Origin of the sequence: Streptomyces sp. NPDC058620, from assembly GCF_042717135.1 — a bacterium.
GTDB lineage: Bacteria > Actinomycetota > Actinomycetes > Streptomycetales > Streptomycetaceae > Streptomyces.
Genome location: NZ_JBHXQO010000005.1, coordinates 52,874 through 71,803, shown reverse-complemented (window position 1 = coordinate 71,803; position 18,930 = coordinate 52,874). Strand labels below are relative to the sequence as shown.

The 18,930-nt window shown below is 68.7% G+C and carries 12 protein-coding genes and 2 pseudogenes; 11 read left to right on the top strand and 3 right to left on the bottom strand.

From position 1 onward, the window contains the following. Window positions 1-81: 81 nt before the first annotated feature. Window positions 82-288 (top strand): annotated as a pseudogene (locus ACFWSK_RS07845) (Clp protease N-terminal domain-containing protein); the annotation flags it as partial. Here ACFWSK_RS07845 and ACFWSK_RS07840 read toward each other — a convergent pair. After that, window positions 253-1,032, bottom strand: a complete 780-nt coding sequence (locus tag ACFWSK_RS07840) for an SDR family NAD(P)-dependent oxidoreductase (RefSeq protein WP_383782993.1) — start codon at window positions 1,030-1,032, stop codon at window positions 253-255. The pseudogene ACFWSK_RS07845 and the gene ACFWSK_RS07840 overlap by 36 nt on opposite strands. Window positions 1,033-1,182: 150 nt before the next feature. On the opposite strand from ACFWSK_RS07840, the gene ACFWSK_RS07835 reads away from it, so the two are divergent. The 5 genes from ACFWSK_RS07835 (at window position 1,183) to ACFWSK_RS07815 (ending at window position 4,942) form a co-directional block, all read left to right on the top strand. Further along, window positions 1,183-1,623, top strand: coding sequence for a DUF6278 family protein (locus ACFWSK_RS07835; RefSeq protein WP_382731996.1), 441 nt, complete (start codon window positions 1,183-1,185; stop codon window positions 1,621-1,623). 122 nt (window positions 1,624-1,745) lie between these two features. Continuing rightward, the gene (locus ACFWSK_RS07830; RefSeq protein WP_383782992.1) at window positions 1,746-2,489 is read left to right on the top strand and encodes an amino acid ABC transporter ATP-binding protein; all 744 of its coding nucleotides are present in this window, start codon (window positions 1,746-1,748) and stop codon (window positions 2,487-2,489) included. Window positions 2,490-2,500: 11 nt separating this feature from the next. Then, window positions 2,501-3,415 carry a glutamate ABC transporter substrate-binding protein gene (locus ACFWSK_RS07825; RefSeq protein ID WP_383782991.1) on the top strand — a complete coding sequence of 305 codons (915 nt, stop codon included), beginning with the start codon at window positions 2,501-2,503 and terminating at the stop codon, window positions 3,413-3,415. Window positions 3,416-3,431: 16 nt separating this feature from the next. Beyond that, complete coding sequence (locus tag ACFWSK_RS07820) at window positions 3,432-4,076, top strand: amino acid ABC transporter permease (RefSeq protein ID WP_383782990.1); 645 nt, start codon at window positions 3,432-3,434, stop codon at window positions 4,074-4,076. Next, complete coding sequence (locus ACFWSK_RS07815; protein WP_383782989.1) at window positions 4,073-4,942, top strand: amino acid ABC transporter permease; 870 nt, start codon at window positions 4,073-4,075, stop codon at window positions 4,940-4,942. The genes ACFWSK_RS07820 and ACFWSK_RS07815 overlap by 4 nt, the downstream gene beginning before the upstream one ends. A 179-nt stretch (window positions 4,943-5,121) precedes the next feature. Here the strand turns inward: ACFWSK_RS07815 and ACFWSK_RS07810 are convergent. Further along, window positions 5,122-5,328, bottom strand: a pseudogene (locus tag ACFWSK_RS07810) (hypothetical protein); the annotation flags it as partial. A gap of 532 nt (window positions 5,329-5,860) precedes the next feature. On the opposite strand from ACFWSK_RS07810, the gene ACFWSK_RS07805 reads away from it, so the two are divergent. The 3 genes from ACFWSK_RS07805 (at window position 5,861) to ggt (ending at window position 17,181) form a co-directional block, all read left to right on the top strand. Then, on the top strand, window positions 5,861-14,521 hold the full coding sequence (locus ACFWSK_RS07805; protein WP_383782988.1) for a DNRLRE domain-containing protein: 8,661 nt from the start codon (window positions 5,861-5,863) through the stop codon (window positions 14,519-14,521). 157 nt (window positions 14,522-14,678) lie between these two features. Further along, complete coding sequence (locus ACFWSK_RS07800; protein ID WP_383782987.1) at window positions 14,679-15,233, top strand: hypothetical protein; 555 nt, start codon at window positions 14,679-14,681, stop codon at window positions 15,231-15,233. Window positions 15,234-15,381: 148 nt separating this feature from the next. Next, window positions 15,382-17,181 carry a gamma-glutamyltransferase gene (gene ggt, locus ACFWSK_RS07795; protein WP_383782986.1) on the top strand — a complete coding sequence of 600 codons (1,800 nt, stop codon included), beginning with the start codon at window positions 15,382-15,384 and terminating at the stop codon, window positions 17,179-17,181. Window positions 17,182-17,306: 125 nt separating this feature from the next. Here the strand turns inward: ggt and map are convergent, their stop codons facing one another. Next, on the bottom strand, window positions 17,307-18,074 hold the full coding sequence (gene map / locus ACFWSK_RS07790; RefSeq protein ID WP_383782985.1) for a type I methionyl aminopeptidase: 768 nt from the start codon (window positions 18,072-18,074) through the stop codon (window positions 17,307-17,309). A 41-nt stretch (window positions 18,075-18,115) separates the two neighbouring features. On the opposite strand from map, the gene ACFWSK_RS07785 reads away from it, so the two are divergent. Together ACFWSK_RS07785 and ACFWSK_RS07780 are read left to right on the top strand one after the other, a co-directional pair. Next, the gene (locus ACFWSK_RS07785; protein ID WP_383782984.1) at window positions 18,116-18,433 is read left to right on the top strand and encodes a helix-turn-helix domain-containing protein; all 318 of its coding nucleotides are present in this window, start codon (window positions 18,116-18,118) and stop codon (window positions 18,431-18,433) included. A gap of 39 nt (window positions 18,434-18,472) precedes the next feature. After that, the gene (locus ACFWSK_RS07780; protein WP_383782983.1) at window positions 18,473-18,853 is read left to right on the top strand and encodes a PPOX class F420-dependent oxidoreductase; all 381 of its coding nucleotides are present in this window, start codon (window positions 18,473-18,475) and stop codon (window positions 18,851-18,853) included. The last annotated feature ends 77 nt before the right edge of the window (window positions 18,854-18,930 follow it).

Here is an 18,930-nt window from a genome sequence, read left to right as displayed (position 1 = left end):
CGGGCCCCGCGCCGCACCGCCGGCCGGTGCTGGTTCTTCGCGGCGGGCAGCAGGTGCGGCGCGTGGGACCGCACGGCGTCGGTCCCGTACGACGCCGGTGCCCGCAAGGTCCTGGAGCTCACCTTCCGCGAGGCCCTGCGGCTGGGGCCCTCCTACGTCGGAACCGAGCACATCCTGCTCGCCCTGCTGGAGTCCGATGGTGGAACCGGCGTCGCCGAAGCGGTGGAAGCCGAAGCCGAGGCCCGCGCACGCTCAGTGGACGGAGAACCCGCCGTCGACGAAGAGTGACTGACCGGTGACGTAGGCGGAGGCGCCGCTCGCCAGGAAGACGGCCGCACCCGCGAAGTCCTCCGCGAGCCCGTTGCGCTTGACCATCGTGCGTGCGGCCAGCGCGGCCACCTTCTCCGGGTCGGACGAGAGCCGCGTGTTGAGGGGCGTCATCACGAAGCCGGGCACGAGGGTGTTGCAGGTGACGCCGTGCGGCGACCATGCCTCCGCCTGCGAGCGGGCCAGCGACTCCAGGGCCCCCTTGGAGACCCCGTAGGCGCCGCTGTTGACGAACGCCCGGTGCGCCTGCTGGGAGGTGATGTGGATGATCCGGCCGTAGCCCCGCTCCGCCATCCCCGGCCCGAACCGCTCGCCCAGCAGATAGGGCGCCTTCAGGTTCACATCCATCGTGGTGTCCCAGACGTCCTCGCCGAGCTCGCCCATCGGCGGCCGCAGATTGATCCCGGCGCAGTTGACGAGGATGTCGGGCTCCCCGAACACGGAGGCCGCCTCGTCGGCGGCCGCGCGGACGCCCTCGGAGGTGCCCAGGTCGGCACTCACCCAGGCCGCGCGGCAGCCCTCGGCGGTCAGCTCGCCGACCGCCTTGGTCAGTTCGGCCTCCCGGCGGGCCACGATGACCACGCTCGCACCGGCGTGGGCCAGGGCACCGGCGATGGACCTGCCGATGCCGGAACTGCCGCCGGTCACCACGGCGACGCGGCCGTCCAGGGAGAAGAGTTCGGAAAGATACGACTGCGTGATCATGCCCAAACCCTAGACGCGGGCCTGCCCCGGTCCGCGGTCGGCCACCGCCCTTCCTGGTTCGCCCCGATCTGCCCCGACGTGTCAGGTCTCAGTCGGAATAGGCCGCGCGCCCTGTGGTGCGGAACACGGCGAGGATGGGACCCTAGTGGTATGAACATCCCTTTCTTGGACAACTGGCGTAAGCGTCAGGGTGGTACGCAGGGGGTCGCGCTCGCGGCCGCCGTCGAAGCCGACCCGGCCGGTGTGGCCGAGTTGCTCGCCGAGTGCGAGCTGCTGCGTGTCCGAGCCGAGCAGAACGGACTCGAACTGGACGACAGCCCCGCCTCGTTGACCGCGCTCGACCAACTCCCGCCCCGCTGGCGCGACGACCCCGAAGAACTGCCCTGGCTCGGCAACGACGCGGGCCTCTACCTCGGCACCGTCCTCGTGCGCAACGTGCCCGGAGCCGTGTGGCATATCCGGCCCAGCGGCCAGCCCGTGGTCTGCCTGGACTCGGGACGGGAGATCGACGTGGTCGAGGCCGGTCTCGACTGGGCGATGTCTGGCAGTCCTGAGCTCTCCCAGGTGTACGCCGAGTCCGCCGAGAACTGATGCGTCACCAAATCGCGATAAACAGCCTTATCGCCCTCTGATGCGTGTCGCCCTCTAAGTCCCGTACCGGGACGGATAGTTTGCGCTGACTCAGCACAGCGACATAGTGGGTAGGGCAGTGTATGGCCGTCGATCCGTTGATCGAGCTGCGGGGCGTCAACAAGCACTTCGGTGCGCTGCACGTACTGCAGGACATCAATCTCACCGTCGGCCGAGGGGAGGTGGTGGTGGTCATCGGCCCCTCCGGCTCCGGCAAATCGACGCTCTGCCGGACGATCAACAGACTTGAAACGATCGAGTCCGGTCACATCGCCCTCGACGGCAAGCCCCTCCCCGAGGAGGGGAAGGGGCTGGCGCAGCTCAGGGCCGAAGTGGGCATGGTCTTCCAGTCGTTCAACCTCTTCGCGCACAAGACCGTGCTGGCGAACGTCTCCCTCGCGCAGATCAAGGTCCGCAAGCGCAAGAGGGACGAGGCGGACAAGCGGTCGCGTGAACTCCTGGAACGTGTCGGGCTCGCCGCCCACGCCGACAAGTACCCGGCCCAGCTCTCCGGCGGCCAGCAGCAGCGCGTGGCCATCGCCCGCGCCCTGGCCATGGACCCCAAGGCCCTCCTCTTCGACGAGCCCACGTCGGCGCTCGACCCGGAGATGATCAACGAGGTGCTGGAAGTCATGCAGCAGCTCGCCCGGGAGGGCATGACGATGGTCGTCGTCACCCACGAGATGGGCTTCGCGCGGTCGGCGGCCAATCGCGTCGTCTTCATGGCCGACGGAGCCGTCGTCGAGGACCGTCACCCGGAGGAATTCTTCACCGCCCCGTCGAGTGACCGCGCCAAGGACTTCCTGTCCAAGATCCTCAAGCACTGACGGGGGGATCCATGGTGCGTACGAGAAAACTCCTGGCAGCGCTGGCCTGCCTGCTGCTCACCGTCCTCGCCGCCGGCTGCGGCAAGGACGGCAGCCCGCCGGTCAAGGGTCCCAAGCCCGGGGCACTGCCCAGCTACGCGGTCGCCACCGGCTTCGAGCTGCCTGATTCCAGTACGTGGCGGAAGGCCAGGAGCCGGGGATACCTGGTGGTGGGAGCCAAGGAGGATCAGCCCTACCTGGGCGAGAAGGACCCTGCCACCGGCATCTACTCCGGCTTCGACATCGAGATCGCCCGCATGATGGCGGCGTCCCTCGGCTTCGAGCCGAAGACCATCCGCTTCAGGACCATCGCGTCCGCCAACCGCGAGACCGCCCTCCAGAACGGACAGATCGACTACTACGTCGGCACCTACACCATCAACGACATGCGCAAGAAGCTCGTCGGCTTCGCCGGGCCGTACTTCATGGCCGGTCAGGGCCTGCTGGTGCGCACCGACGAGGACGACATCAACGGGCCGCAGGACCTGGGAGGCAAGACCGTCTGCTCCGCCGCCGGATCGACGCCGTACCAGCGGATCGCCGAGGACTATCCCGAGGCGGACCTCGTCGCGTACGACACGTACTCGATCTGCGTCGACAATCTGCTGACATTCCAGGTCGACGCCGTCACGACCGACGACGCCATCCTGCTGGGCTTCGCCGCCAAGGCCCCGGAGGAGATGAAGGTCGTCGGGAAGCCGTTCTCCGAGGAGCCGTACGGCATCGGCGTCCCGCGCAGCGACAACGCGCTGCGCTTCGCGCTGAACGACGCCCTGGAGGCCAACGAGAAGAACGGCAACTGGAAGAAGGCGTTCGAAGCGACGCTGGGGCTCTCCGGAGTGCCCGCGCCGACGCCGCCGCCCATCGACCGCTACCCGGCGAACTGAGGGGACCGGCCAGCACATGGATGTACTCACGGAGAACTTCTCCCTCTACGGCGAAGGGTTCCTCGGCACCGTCGAACTCACCGTCTACTCCTCGGTCCTCGCCCTGGTCCTCGGCTTCCTCATGGCCTCGTTCCGGGTCGCACCCGTCGGTTCCTTCCGGGTGCTCGGCACGGTCTGGGTGACGGTCCTGCGCAACACCCCGCTCACGCTGCTGTTCTTCGCGGTGCTGCTCGGGCTGCCGCGCTTCGGACTGGTCCTGCCGTTCGAGGTCTTCGCCGTCCTCGCGCTCGGGTGCTACACCTCGGCGTTCATCTGCGAAGTCCTGCGCTCCGGCATCAACACCGTGCCCACGGGCCAGGGCGAAGCGGCCCGCAGCCTCGGGATGACCTTCGGGCAGACACTCAACGCGGTCGTCCTTCCCCAGGCGTTCCGCTCGGTGATCCCACCGGTCGGCTCGACCCTCATCGCCCTCGCGAAGAACTCCGCCATCGCCGGTGCCTTCAGCGTCACCGAGCTGCTCGGCACGTACAAGACCCTCAACGAGCTGGGCTACAGCATCATCTGGTCCTTCGTGTGGATCGCCGTCGGCTACCTGCTCATCACCCTGTCGATCAGTGCGCTCTTCAATGTGCTGGAGAAGCGCTGGGGAGTCGCCCGATGACCCACTCCGCGCCCTCGGCCACCGCGCTCTACGACATCCCGGGGCCGCTGACCCGTAAAAGGCACCGCCTGTACGGCATCGTGTCCACGGTCCTGATCCTCGCGCTGCTCGGCTGGATCATCTACCTGCTCTTCGACACCGACCAGTTCACCAGCGATAAGTGGATGCCCTTCGAGTACAAGGGCATCCAGGAACTCCTGCTGCGCGGACTCGGCAACACCCTCAAGGCGTTCGCGTACGCCGCGGTGCTCTCCCTCGCGCTCGGCGCCGTACTCGCGGTCGGGCGGCTCTCCGTCCACCGGCCAGTCCGCTGGATCTCCACGCTGCTCGTGGAGTTCTTCCGCGCGATGCCCGTCCTGGTGATGATCTTCTTCATCTTCGTGGCGCTGAAGGTGCAGCCGCTGCCCGCCCTCGTCGCGGGGCTGACGCTCTACAACGGCTCGGTGCTCGCCGAGGTGTTCCGTACCGGAATCCACTCGGTGGACCGGGGCCAGCGGGAAGCGGCCTATGCGCTCGGCATGCGCAAGACCCAGGTCACCACCTACGTGCTCGCACCCCAGGCGGTACGGGCCATGCTGCCCACCATCATCAGCCAGTTGGTGGTGGCGCTGAAGGACACCTCGCTCGGTTATCTGATCACCTACGAGGAGTTTCTCCACGCGGGGAAGCTGATCGCGTCGAATCTCGACTACGATCTTCCTTTCATCCCTGTGGTGATGGTGATCTCGCCGATTTACATCGGGCTCTGCATGTTGCTCTCGTGGTTCGCCACGTGGGTGGCCAAACGGGAGCGGCGCAACGTCAAGACCAAGGCCGTCGAGGTCGCTCCGGCGGAACCCGGAACGCTGCTGCCCGGCGGGCAGTAGCCGAGCGGTGCCCGTCCGGCAGCAGCCGGTGATCACTTCTCGTGCGGCGGAACCGGACACCATCCGGTCCGTGCCGGACGGGGGGAAGGTCAGCTGCGCGCCGGTCGGGTTGTGCTCGATAGGCCGAGCGGCCCCACGTCGCGGAGATACGCGACGAGGGCCGCTCTCCCGGTCACGGGTCAGCCCGTGGCCCGGTGCGAGGTACGCGGCGCAGCCGGCAGGTCCTGCGCGGCACGCGTGACAACCGCGACCTGCTCCACGACGTCGGGGCCGTACGCCTGCGAGTCGACCACCTTCAGCAGCAGACAGAACGTGCCGCTGCCGTGCCTGCGGTGCAGCTTCTCGTCGTCGCGGCTCAGATAACGGGACGCCGCCTGGTTGGTGATCGTCGTGGTGGGTTCGACTGCCAGCTGCCCCTCCCGCAGCGCCAGGTCGTTCAGCGGGTCAAGCGGGGCTGATCGGAGGAGGTGCGGACACGAGCGCGACTCCTGTGACGATCTTCAGCCCGGAGACCTGAAGGATCATCAGAAGTCGCGCTCGTACTGCAATCAGCACTCTCATCACCCCGGCAAAGCCGGCCGAACCGCATCAAAGATCAACTACACCGGGGTCGTGCCACCAGATCGCTCACACACCGTCAACGAGCGTGGACACAAGGGGCTTCGGATCAAGAATGCCGGATATGTGACATCGGTTGACGGCGCAACAGATCAGTGACTACAAATTCCACCGCCTGACCTACGCACGCGTGCGTTCCGGCAGGTGAACTACGAGTGAACCGGCACGGATCAGCCGTGTCGGCGCTACGGCGCGCCCATTTTCGCCAGAAAGGCGGCGGGCGTCGATGAAAGGGATTGCGTGAAAGCCAGATACGGGCGGGCGATAGCCTGCCTCGTGGTTGCGACAATCGCCGGAAGCATGGTGCCACAAGTCGCTTACGCGGCACCAGTTTCGGGCGATGACGGCGAGGGTATCGTAGAGGCCCTCTCCGGCTGGTTCTCGGACGACGACGAAACCCGAGCCCTGGAGGAGCCTCCCGTCGGCGACGCCTCGGTGCGCCCCAGCCGGGAGAAGCTGCCGAAGGGCAAGGCGGCCCCTAGGGCGAAGCGCGTCGGGGAGCTGACCTCCCAGCGCACGGCGAACCAGCGGTTCTGGCGGCTGTCGGACGGTCGGGTGCAGGCCGAGGTGTCGGTGACGCCGACCGGGTACCGGTCGGGGAAGTCGTTCAAGGACATCGACCCGACGGTCACCGAGACCGATGCCAAGGGTTTCGCTCTGGCGAACACGACGAACGCGGCGCGTAGTTGGTTCGGCGCGGATGCGGATCGGCTGCTGAAGTTCGAGGCCGAGGGTCATACGGTGACGCTGGGCCTGGAGGGCGCGGGCAAGCTCAGCCCCGTGGCTGAGGGCAACACCGTGACGTACAAGGACGCGGTGGCGGGCGCGGATCTGTCGTATGTGGTGGGTCCGGGGCAGGTGAAGGAGAACATTGTTCTCGCGGAGCGCCCAGCCGGTCCGGTGTCGTTCACGTTCACCCTGGACGCGGGCGGGTTGACGCCGAAGTCGGGCAAGGATGGCTCGGTCAAGTTCTACAGCGACGCGCCCAATCCGGTACTGGTGATCCCTGCTGCGTTCATGACGGACGCCAAGCGGAACGCGGCATCTCCGTACGGTGGCGGTTACAGTGCCTCGGTTGAGCAGAAGCTCACCAAGTCCGGTGAGGACTGGAAGCTGACGGTCACTCCGGATGCGAAGTGGCTGGCTGCGAAGGAGCGGCAGTACCCGGTCACCGTCGACCCGACTATCACGATCGCGCCGACGCCGTCTTCGGCGCAGGACGTGATGATCTCCTCGGACGGTCCGGCGTCGAATTACGACGACAACTGGCGTCTGTCGGTCGGTAACACCACCACGGGTTCCTCACGCGCCCTGCTGCGGTTTCCGCTGGGCACGGTCCCCGCTGGTACCAAGCTGGATTCGGCTGATCTGAAGCTGTACTACGACCAGACGCACACCGCGGGTGACACCGAGGTGCAGCTGGAGGCGCACCGGGCCACGCAGCCGTGGACCGAGGCGGGTGCGACGTGGAACAACGCCACCACCATCACCGGTGAACTCTCCGGTACGTCGGTGGTGGTCGATGACGGTGACGCCGGGCGCACCGCGGCTGTCGGTGCGTGGCCTGCTTCCGGGAACACCGCGTACACCCAGTACGCGGTGAACACGGACTACCTCTACAACAAGGACACGGTCGCCGGGGATTCCTATAGCTGGCAGCCGAGCCTTCCGGAGGACGGTGACTACCAGGTCGAGGCGCACTACGTCCCGGCCACCGACCGCGCGACCAACGCCCCGTACACCGTGACGTACAACGGTGGGAGCAAGGCGTACACGGTCAATCAGCAGGCCGGTACGGGTGGTGAGTGGAAGACGCTGGGGACGCACCCGTTCAAGGCGGGCACCCTGGGCAAGGTCGTCCTCGGTGACGGCCCGGCGTCCACCTCCACCACCGTCCTCGCCGACGCCGTCCGCTTCACGAAGGGCGGTGTGGTCACGAAGAAGCCGGGTGAGCTCAACACCTGGCACACCTTCCCCGTGACGAAGACCGTTCAGTCGTGGATCGACGGCACGAACACCAACAACGGTTTCGTCATCAAGGCCGGTGACGAAAGCGCGAACGGGCCGAAGGGCGGGCCGCGTTACGAGGGCAGTGAGTTCGGTTACGCGGGTGAGTCGGCGAACTATCCGAAGCTGGTGCTGACCTACGGCCGCCAGGGCGTCGACCTCGCCGCCCCCACCACCGTCCACGACACCGGCGCCGAGCTCAACTGGTCGGCGTACACCGACCTGTCGGCCGCCACCACGGACGACGACCTGGTCGAGTACCAGGTCCACCGCTCCATCAACCAGACCTTCACCCCGTCGGCCGCCACGATGGTGTCGCCGATCGCCCCGGGTACGACGTCGTTCACCGACACCACGGCGGTGCCGACGAAGGCGGACGACCCGGACCCGTTCGGCCGGGCGTACTACTACATGGTCGCCGTCAAGACCAAGGACCGTCAGGTCCTGGGCGCCCAGACCCAACTGGTTCGCCTCCCGAAGGCGGGCCGGACCACGAAGGTGCTGGAGGCATCGGCCGACACGACCCTGTCCTCGGCCGAACCGGCCCTGGCGCACGACACCCTCACCGAGGGTGTTCCGCAGACCTGGATCTCCGCCGGCAACAACTCCGTCAACTACGGCGACACCCGCGCCCTGCTGAAGTTCCCCCAGCTCGGCATCCCCACCACCGCACGCGTCCTGGACGCGACGGTACGGCTGTGGGGCACCCAGACCAGCCAGGACACCACCGGCGCGATCTACGAACTGCGCCCGCTGACCCGGGACTTCGACGAGACCGCCACCTGGGTGAAGGCGAACGCCGCCACCAACTGGACGACCCAGGGCGGTGACGTCGGCGCGACCGTGTCCGACACCGGCTCCAAGACGAACGACCCGGCTCGGCACGACTGGAACGTCACCTCGCTCGCCCAGTCCTGGGTGACCACCCCGACGTCCCAGAAGGGCGTCGCCATCAAGATGGCCAATGAGGCCGTCGCGCAGGAACGCACCCTGTTCCTGTCCTCCGAGGGCGCCGAGCCCAAGCTCCACCCGAAGATCGTGGTCACGTACGTCGACTCGACCACCGAGTCGACGTACTTCGCGCCGCAGACCCCTGCGCGCATGACCCCGAACTCCGACTACACGGTGGACTTCACCCTCACCAACACCACCGCGGCGACGTGGAACGCGGCCGACCAGGTCCTCAGCTACAAGTGGACCCTCCCGGACGGCACCGACGTCACCAACGGCGGCAACCAGGTCCGGACTGCCCTGCCGTCGAACGTCGCCCCCGGTGACAGCGTCAGCCTGCAGGCGCAGGTGAAGACGCCGATCAACTCGGACAACGGCAACAAGCGCACCGACTACGTGCTGACCTGGGACGTCTACAACAAGACGACCGGCACCTGGGCCTCCGGCACCGCCGGCATCCCCGGCCTGCGGCAGAACGTGGCCGTCGAGGACCCGACCTCCAACAGCCTCGGCATGGAGAAGTTCTACGCCTACGCCGGCGCCAACACCGGCTCCGCGTCCTCGGTGATGAACAACCTGTCGTCCGGAAACACCGTGTGGTCGTACGACGCGTTCGCGAATCCGGGTCGCGGCCTGGGCACCTTCGCCCGGTTCGCGTACAACAGCCAGGACACCTCGGACACCGTGCTCGGTCACGGCTGGTCCGGCCAGCTCGCCGGTCCGGTCCGGCTCGGCGCGCCGCTGGACTTCCACCCGAAGCCGCACCCGACGGAGATCCGTCTCCCGGACGGCGACGGCACCACCCACGTGTTCCGCAAGCAGCCCGACGGCTCCTGGAAGGCCCCGGCGGGCGTCCACTACAAGCTCACGGCCAAGCCCGGCCTGGACTGCACGCCTGAGAAGGACCCGATCCCGGACGCCTGGACGCTGATGCGGCCGGACGGCACGCGGTTCCTGTTCGGCTGCGACGGCTACATGACGTCGATCGTGGACAACAACGGGAACACGCAGACGTACACGTACGAGGAGCGGAAGTCCAACAACAAGCCGACCAAGTTCCTCACCTACATCACCGATCCGGCGGACCGGCAGTCGCTGACGGTCACGTACTTCACGAAGGCCGACGGCGTCGGCCCGAAGATCGCCGACCACGTCAAGTCGGTGACCGACGTCTCGGGCCGCAAGCTGGCCTTCGAGTACTCGGACAAGGGTCTGCTGACGAAGCTCACCGACGGCGCGGGCTCGACCCAGCCGAAGGTGTTCCTCTTCGAGTACGACGCGACGCAGGGCAACAAGAACGTCAAGCTCGTGAGCGTCACCGACCCGCGCGGCAACCCGACGAAGCTGACGTACAACACCCCGTCCGCCGGTGACGACCCGAAGTACCACTGGTGGAGCAAGAAGGTCACCGACCGTACCGGCGGTGACCTGAGCTTCGTGTACGCGCAGAACGCGGCGAACCCGAAGTTCGTCGACACCCGGGTGACGGACGCACGGACCCAGGCGACCTCGTTCGTCACGGACGACTTCGGCCGCCCGGTCCAGACGACCAACACCAAGTCCCAGACCACGAAGATGAGCTGGGACGCGGACAACAACGTCACGTACGTCGAGGAGAACAACGGCGCCAAGGCCGCGTACTGCTACGACCAGAAGACGGGCTACCCGCTCTGGCAGCGCACCGCGGAGCAGAACAAGTCCGGTGTCCCGCCGTCCTCGGACTGCGCGCCCGGCGTCTACCCGGCCAACGCGCAGAAGTACGAGTACCAGACGCGGGTGGACGGTTACTCGGCCGACCTGTTCCGCAAGACCTCCCCGGAGGGCCGCGCCTGGCAGTTCGGCTACGACACCTTCGGCAACCTGACCGCGGTCACCGACCCGAAGGGCGTCGCGACGCCCACGGTCGGCGACTACACCACGACGTACACGTATGACGGGTACGGCCAGATGCTCACGGCGAAGGACGCCGCGAACACCACCACGACGTACTCGGACTACGAGCCGGCCGGCTACCCGCGCACGACCAAGGACGCCCTCAACAAGACGTCGACGGTGGCCTACGGCCCGCGCGGCGAGGTGACCTCGTCGACCAACGAGCTCGGTCACACCGTCACCCAGAACTACGACGTCTACGGCCGCCCGACGGACGGACGGACGCCGAAGGACCAGGCCGCCGGGGTGTACATCGCCAACCCGGCGCCGGTGTACGACGCGAACGACAACATCACCACGTCCACGGCGCCCAACGGCGCGGTCCACACGGCCGTGTACGACGCCGGCGACCAGGTGACCTCGTTCAGCGACCCGAAGGACACCCCCACCGGGCAGGCTCGCACAACGACGTACACGTACGACGCGGTGGGCAACCAGCTGTCGGTGACGCTGCCCAAGGGCAACCTGGCCGGAGCGGCCGCGGGCGCGCACACCACGACGTACACGTACGACGAGCTCAACCGGCCGGTCACGATCACCGACGCGTTCGGGAACCGGACCACCGCCTCGTACGACGACGTCGGCAACGTCAGCACTGTCGTCGACCCGCTGAAGAACAACACCGCGGCCGCCGACGACTACAGCGCCTCATACACGTACGACCTGGACCACCGTCCCGTCTCGACGAAGGACCCGGCCGGCTACACCCGGTCGACGACCTACGACAAGGACGGCCTCACGCTGTCCGCGACGGACGAGAACGGCAACACCGTCCTGTCCACGTACGACGAGCGCGGCCAGGTCACCCAGGTGCGCGCGCCGCACGACAAACCCGGCGGCACGATCACGTACAACACCACGAAGTACGAGTACGACGTGGTGGGCCGGCAGACCGCGGTGATCACCCCGCGCGGCGTCGCCTCCGGGCGGGCCGACGCGTTCACCGCCAAGACCGTCTACGACGAGCTGGGGCGGGTCAAGGCGCGTCTCTCGCCGTACGACGCGAACGACCCGGTCTACAACAAGCCCGTCCAGACCGACTACACCTACGACGCCGTCAGCCGGCTGACCAAGGTGAGCGCCCCGCCCTCCAAGGGCGAGACGACCCGTAACGACACCACCTACAGCTACTTCGACAACGGCTGGGTGAAGTCGTCCACGGACCCGTGGGACATCGTCGCCAGCTACGAGTACAACACCCTGGGCCTGCAGACCCGGCGCACGCTCACCAGCGCGGGCGGTTCGTCGTCCCGGACGATGAACTGGGGCTACTTCCCCGACGGCAAGCTGCAGACCCGCTCCGACACCGGTGTCCCCGCCGGCCTCCAGGTCGTCCTGGTCGACAACTCCGACACGCAGAACGTCTCGAAGACCGGCACGTGGACCTCGTCCTCGTCCGGCACGGGGCTCACCGGACACGACTACGCCACCCACGCCGCCGGCGCGGGCACGGACGCGTTCACCTGGGAGACGACGATCCCCGAGGACGGCACGTACCAGGTGTACGTGAAGTACCCGGCCGTCACCGGCGCGGCCACCACCGCCTCCTACAAGGTGGAGCACAACGGCGGCTCGGCGACCAAGCCGGTCGACCAGACCAAGAACGCGGGCGCCTGGGTCCCCCTGGGCAGCTACGGGTTCAAGGCCGGCGGCGCCACACCGCAGCGCGTCTCGCTGGCGCAGAACGCCGGCGGCACGGTCGTCGCCGACGCCGTGAAGCTGGTCCGCGACAACTCCGGCGACACCCAGCTGCCGCCGCAGTCCTTCGGCTACAGCTACGACGTCAACGGCAACATGACGGACCTCACCGACGGTTCGCCCGGTTCCCGCTACGACGCCTACGCGTTCACCTACGACGCACGGGACCGGCTGACCCGGCTCCAGGAGAAGGCGGCCGGCAGCGTCAAGCACACCACCGGATTCGGCTACGACGCCGACTCCAACATCGTCAGCCAGACCCACGACGCGCGGAGCGCCACGTTCGACTACGACGTGCGCGGTCTGCTGTCGAAGGTCGTCAACAAGGAGTCCGCGACCGACCCCTCCCCGAAGACAACGTCCTACACCCGTACCCCTGCGGGGCAGTTCGCCACGCAGACCAAGGGCAACGGCAACGTGGCGACGTTCCAGTACTACCTGGACAGCTCACTGAAGGAGTCGTCCGAGCGGACGTCGGGCGGCACCCTGGTGGCCGAGCACTCCCTGACGTACGACCCGAACGGCAACCGGACGAAGGACGTCTCGACCACGCAGAACGCCGACAACCACGCCGCGTACCTGTCGCGGACCAGCACGAACGTGTACACCCCGCGCGACCAGATCGCCTCGGTGCGCAACTCGGACGGCTCCTCGCCGCAGGACTACGCCTACGACGACAACGGCAACATCACGTCGCAGAACGTGGGCGGCTCTCCGATCACCAACACGTACTCGCGGGACCGGCTGCTGTCCAGCAGCACTCCCTCGGGCACGATCAAGTACAACTACGACCCGTTCGGCCGGATGGACACGGTGACCGGCGCCGGCGTGGTGCTGGAGAAGTTCACCTACGACGGCTACGACCGGATCAAGTCCCAGCAGAACAACAACGGGACCGGCCTGGCCAGGACCGACTTCACGTACGACGCGTTCGGCCGTACGGTCTCCGAGGTCAAGGGCGCCGGGACGGGGTCCGCGAAGACCACCGTCTTCGACTACCTTGCCATGGGCGGCGCGGTCGTCAGCGAGACCGTCGACGGCATCCTGAAGAAGTCCTACCAGTACTCGCCGATGGGCGAGCGGCTGAGCCAGATCGTGCACGGCACGGGCGGCACCAAGGACTACACCTACTACACCTACAACCCGCACTCGGACGTCGCGGCGCTCACCGACGACCAGGGCAACACCAAGGCGACGTACGGCTACACCGCGTACGGCGCCCAGGACGACACCCAGATGTCCGGCGCCGACAAGCCGGGCGCGGGTGGCGGCGCGGGCGCCGAGCCGTACAACGCGTACCGGTTCAACAGCGCCCGGGTCGACACCGCCTCCGGCAACTACAACATGGGTTTCCGGACCTACTCCACGGGGATGAACCGGTTCCTCTCCCGTGACATGTACAACGGGGCCCTGTTCGACATGCGGCTGGCGTCCGACCCGGTCACCGGCAACCGGTACGCGTTCGCCGGCGGCAACCCGCTGTCGAACGTGGAGCTGGACGGCCACAGCTGGCTGAGCTCCAACGGCCGGCCGTCGTTCGCCGTCGACAGCGCGGGCACGGTCACCGACCTGGTCGACGAGATGATGAACACCATCCGCGACCACTACATCCGCACGACGAAGGTCAAGGGCCGCACCTACGTGGGTGCCTACGACCCGGCGACCGGCCGCTACGCGGCGGGCCTGTCGTCGAACCCGTTCGGCTGTGCCGAGCGGGACTGCGCGCGGAAGCTCGGTCTGCCGATGGACCAGGTGCGGTTCGGCAACGCCATCTCGTACCAGCGGCCGTCCAAGCAGCCCATCATCGGCGTCTGCGAGAACTGCCAGAACGACTCGGCGCGCAGCCAGTACCCAGCGGATGCCAAGTGGAAGCCGGGCGGCCGGTTCGACAGCGGCCGGGCGATCCACACCTCTCCCGGTGAGCTGGCCATCCCGAGCCGGGCGAGCACCGAGCTGGTGGCGGTCCGGTCGACGCAGGCCGCCTCGGCGGCCGCGGCGCGGACGTCCTCCGCGGGCGCGGCCTCCAGCGGCTCCAGTTTCGCGAGCAAGCTGAGCACGGCGGCCAAGTGGGGCGGCCGCGGCCTGCTCGGACTCGGCGTCGGCGTCGCCGCCTACGAGGTCTGGTCGGCGCCGGACGGCGAGAAGGGTGAGGCGGCCGTGTCGGCCGGCTCCACCCTGGCCGGCGGCCTGGCCGGTGCCTGGGGGGGTGCCAAGGTCGGCGCAGTGGCCGGCGCGGCAATCGGATCCATCATCCCCGGCGCCGGAACAGCCGTCGGTGGAGTCGTCGGAGGCGTGGTCGGCGGTATCGCCGGCGGTATCGCCGGGAGCTATGTCGGCAGCAAGGCGGGTGATTTCTTGAACAGTCTCTGGTGACTCACCCCCCGGGTCTCTGGTGACTCACCCGTGAGTCTCCGGTAACTCACCCCCGATATCCTGGTCCCCGCGGTGCACTGTGCCGCGGGGACCAGGCCCTTTGTCCGGGCACAACGATTCGGGCCTTTCCCCGGGCCCTGCGAGGCAGAAAAGCGTGATGAGCGAGTACGACACGTCCGGCGGCTGGTTCGACGCCGATCCGGAGCTGGAGCCCACCGAGGACGGCCTGCGGTTTCTCGCCGCGCTGCGGGAGCGGGCGGAGTCCGGCGGATGGGGCTGCGAGCCCGACGACACCTATGCGACGTTCGCGGTCTTCGAGAACCGTACGGAACTTCTCGTCACCCTGGGTCTGTCCGATCCCACGACCGAGCCCGAGCAGCATGTGCTGACCGTGGGCGCGTTCTTCACCGGTTCGCGTCTCGTCGGCGGGGAATTCCACGATCAGTTGTACACCCTTGAGCGGACCCTGGAAACGCTGATCGAGGATGACGGGTCGCCGGAATTCCTCGCCGAGCGGGCGGCGGAGTGGTTCGCGCGGATGACCGAACTGCCTGTCCTGAGAAACGAGTTCGCCGTCGACGGCCGGGTGGTGAACCGGCAGTGGGTGCTGGCCGGCTCCGGCCGTGAGCTGGCGGCGCAGTTCCGGGTGGAGCCGGGCGACCCACTCGCGCGCACGGTCCAGGTGCGGGGCGCGGGCGGTTCCGCGCAGTGAAGGCGGTGTGACCGCGGCCGGCTCCGCGGGCTGACCGCGGACGGACTCAGTCTTGGCAGCGGTCATCCGGGTTCTTGTTCGAGGCGGTCCTGACGATCGGGGCGGGGTGGAGTTACCCTGCGCGGACGATCCTTCAGTGGAGGTGCGCATGCGTCGTTCCGTCGGGCGGAATGTCTCGTTCTTAGGTGTTCTCGCCGTCATCGCCTCGGTCGGGGCAGCCGCTCCCGCCGGTTCCGCGACACCGGCCGGCCCGCCGCCCAAGTCGCCGGTGGCGGTGGGATACGGAGGCGCGGTGGCGAGCGTCGACGCCGATGCCTCGGCCGCCGGCATCGAAGTGCTCCGCAACGGCGGCAACGCGGTCGACGCGGCCGTGGCGACCGCGGCGGCGCTCGGTGTCACCGAGCCGTATTCGGCGGGCATCGGCGGCGGTGGCTACTTCGTCTACTACGACGCCGCCAGGCGCACCGTGCAGACCGTCGACGGCCGCGAGACCGCACCCCGCAGCGCGGACTCCTCGCTCTTCCTGGAGGACGGCAGGCCGATCGCCTTCGGCGAGGCAATGACCAGCGGGCTCGGCGTGGGGACGCCCGGCACTCCGGCCACCTGGGACGGCGTGCTCGACGCCTGGGGCAGCAAGTCCCTGCGCCAGCTGCTGAAACCGGCCGAACGGCTCGCCCGTGAGGGCTTCGTCGTGGACGGCACGTTCCGCTCGCAGACCGAGGGGAACCAGGCGAGGTTCGCGGACTTCCCGGACTCCGCGAAGCTGTTCCTGCCGGGTGGGCAGCTCCCGGTGACCGGCTCCGTCTTCAAGAACCCCGACCTCGCGCGTACGTACGCGAAGCTGGGACGCGAAGGGGTCGAGGCCCTCTATCGGGGCGAGTTGGCCGAGGACATCGTGCGGACCGTCCGCAATCCGCCGGTGGACCCGGAGGCGACCCGGGTGGTCCGCGCCGGCGATCTGACGGCCAAGGACCTGAAGCGGTACCGCACCCTGCGCCAGGACCCGACGAGGGTCGGCTACCGAGGGCTGGACGTGTACGGCATGGCGCCGTCCTCCTCGGGCGGTACGAGCGTCGGCGAGGCGCTCAACATCCTGGAGTCCACTGATCTCTCGAAGGCGAGCCCGGAGCGGTATCTGCACCGCCTCATCGAGTCGAGCCGGATCGCGTTCGCCGACCGGGGCCGCTGGGTCGGCGACCCCGCGTTCGAGGACGTACCGGTGCGGGAGCTGCTCAGCCAGCGGTTCGCGGACGCCCGGGAGTGCCTGATCGACGACGGCAAGGCGCTGACGAGCCCGCTGGCCCCCGGTGACCCGCGCGACCCGGCCGCCTGCGCGAGTACGGGCGAGGCCGCCCCGACGCCGTACGAAGGGGAGAACACCACGCATCTGACCGCGGCCGACAAGTGGGGCAACGTGGTCGCCTACACACTGACCATCGAGTCGACGGGCGGCAGCGGGATCACGGTGCCCGGGCGCGGCTTCCTGCTCAACAACGAGCTGACCGACTTCTCCTTCGCGCCCGCCAACCCGGCTGTTCACGACCCCAATCTGCCGGGTCCGGGCAAGCGCCCCCGGTCGTCGATGGCGCCGACCATCGTACTGAAGGACGGCAGGCCGCTCCTGGCGCTGGGCTCGCCGGGCGGCGCGACCATCATCACCACGGTGCTCCAGACCCTGACCGGCCATCTCGACCGCGGGCTCCCGCTGGTCGAGGCCATCGCGGCGCCGCGCGCCAGCCAGCGCAACTCACCGACGACGGAGATCGAGCCGGGGCTGTGGGACAGTCAGGTCCGCGCGGGTCTCGAATCGCTCGGCCACGCCTTCCGGCTGAACCCGGAGATCGGGGCGGCGACCGGGGTGCAGCGGCTGCCCGACGGGCGCTGGGTCGCGGCGGCGGAAAAGGTGCGCAGGGGTGGGGGCTCGGCCATGGTGGTGCGTCCGGGCTGAACGTACATCCTGTTCACGAACTCCAGGGTGTCACCGATCGAGGGCCACAGCGCGCTGCGGTCGCCGCCGGGACGGAGCCGGCCAGGGAGTTCGTGAGCACCGACTGACGCCGCTCGGAGGGGACTTCAGAGCGCCGTGAGGATGCGGGGGCCCTCGTCGGTGATCGCGACCGTGTGCTCGGCGTGGGCCGCCCGGCTGCCGTCGCTCGTACGGAGCGTCCAGCCGTCGCGGTCCGGGTGGAAGTCGTCGACTCCGCCGCCGATCAGCATCGGCTCGATCGCGAGCACCATGCCGTGCCGCAGCACCATGCCGCGGCCCGGGCGCCCCTCGTTCGGGACGCCCGGGTCCTCGTGCATCGACCGGCCGATGCCGTGGCCGCCGAAGCCCTCGGGGATGCCGTACCCCGCCCCGCGGCACACGGTGCCGATCGCGTGGGCGATGTCTCCGATCCGGTTGCCGACGACCGCCGCCGCGATGCCCGCGTCGAGCGCGGCGAACGCCGTGTCGATCAGCCGGGTGTCCTCGGGGCGGGCGCGGCCGACGGTGAAGCTGATGGCCGAGTCGCCCGCCCAGCCGTTCAGCGTCGCGCCCGCGTCGATGCTCACCAGATCGCCGTCCCTGAGCCGCTCCGTCGTCGGGATGCCGTGCACGATCGCGTCGTTGACCGATGCGCAGATCACCGCGGGGAAGGGCGTCGGCGCGAAGTGCGGGCGGTATCCGAGGAACGGCGACCCGGCGCCCGCCTCGCGCAGGACCTCGCGGGCCACCTCGTCGAGTTCGCGCGGCGAGACGCCGACGGCCGCGGCTTCCCGTACGGAGGTCAGGAGCTGGGCGACGACCCGGCCGGTCTCGCGCATCGCTTCGATGGATGTGTCTGTCTTGAGTTGCACCATGCCAATTACTATACCGGTCGAGGCGGTATTAGAATGACGGCATGGTACGAACACCGCTCACCCCGGAAGAACGCGCTCGCGGCGAACGCCTCGGCCGGCTGCTGCGCGAGGCGCGCGAGGACCGCAGCATGGTCGCGGTCGCGGCGAGCGCCGGAATCTCCGCCGAGACCCTCCGCAAGATCGAGACCGGGCGGGCCCCCACCCCCGCCTTCTTCACGGTCGCCGCCCTCGCCGGCGCCCTCGGCCTCTCGATGGACGACCTGCTCGCCCACTGCGCTGCCGAGCCCGCGAGCGGCCTCGTTCCGCTCGCCCCACGGGGACAGGGGGCTCCGCCGGTACCCCTCCCGCTCACCGCCTGAGCCGTACGCACCCGCGGCGCGGCAGCGTAGGGTCGCGCCGTGACTCTTCAGGATTTCGCGCGCAGCGAGTACGTCAGCCTCACCACGTACCGGAAGGACGGCACACCCGTCGCCACGCCCGTCTGGGCCGCGGCCGAGGGGGACGTGCTGTACGTCTGGACCCGGTCCGACTCGTGGAAGGTCAAACGGCTGCGCGACAACAGTCGCGTCACCGTCACGGTCTGCGACCTGCGGGGCCGCGTCACCGAGGGCGCCCCGGCCGCCGAGGGCACCGGGCGCCTGCTGGACGAGGCGGGCACCCGGAAGGTCCGTAAGGTCATCGGCCGGAAGTACACCTGGAAGTACTGGCTGCTCGACTGGCCCGCGACAGCTGTACGGCTCGGGAAGCGCCCGCACACGGGCATCGCGATCACGTTCTGAGCCCCGCGTCCCAGGGGGCGCGCGGCGCAGCGGTGCGCGCCGGCCGCAGCCTGCCCGAAAAGCCCGCGTAGTCGTCC

Coding starts and splice junctions, on each gene's coding strand:
- ACFWSK_RS07835 (WP_382731996.1), top strand. CDS start 1,183: ATGAACATCCCTTTCTTGGACAACTGGCGTAAGCGTCAGGGTGGTACG.
- ACFWSK_RS07815 (WP_383782989.1), top strand. CDS start 4,073: ATGACCCACTCCGCGCCCTCGGCCACCGCGCTCTACGACATCCCGGGG.
- ACFWSK_RS07805 (WP_383782988.1), top strand. CDS start 5,861: ATGGTGCCACAAGTCGCTTACGCGGCACCAGTTTCGGGCGATGACGGC.
- ACFWSK_RS07840 (WP_383782993.1), bottom strand. CDS start 1,032: ATGATCACGCAGTCGTATCTTTCCGAACTCTTCTCCCTGGACGGCCGC.
- ACFWSK_RS07800 (WP_383782987.1), top strand. CDS start 14,679: ATGAGCGAGTACGACACGTCCGGCGGCTGGTTCGACGCCGATCCGGAG.
- ggt (WP_383782986.1), top strand. CDS start 15,382: ATGCGTCGTTCCGTCGGGCGGAATGTCTCGTTCTTAGGTGTTCTCGCC.
- ACFWSK_RS07830 (WP_383782992.1), top strand. CDS start 1,746: ATGGCCGTCGATCCGTTGATCGAGCTGCGGGGCGTCAACAAGCACTTC.
- ACFWSK_RS07825 (WP_383782991.1), top strand. CDS start 2,501: ATGGTGCGTACGAGAAAACTCCTGGCAGCGCTGGCCTGCCTGCTGCTC.
- ACFWSK_RS07820 (WP_383782990.1), top strand. CDS start 3,432: ATGGATGTACTCACGGAGAACTTCTCCCTCTACGGCGAAGGGTTCCTC.
- ACFWSK_RS07785 (WP_383782984.1), top strand. CDS start 18,116: ATGGTACGAACACCGCTCACCCCGGAAGAACGCGCTCGCGGCGAACGC.
- map (WP_383782985.1), bottom strand. CDS start 18,074: ATGGTGCAACTCAAGACAGACACATCCATCGAAGCGATGCGCGAGACC.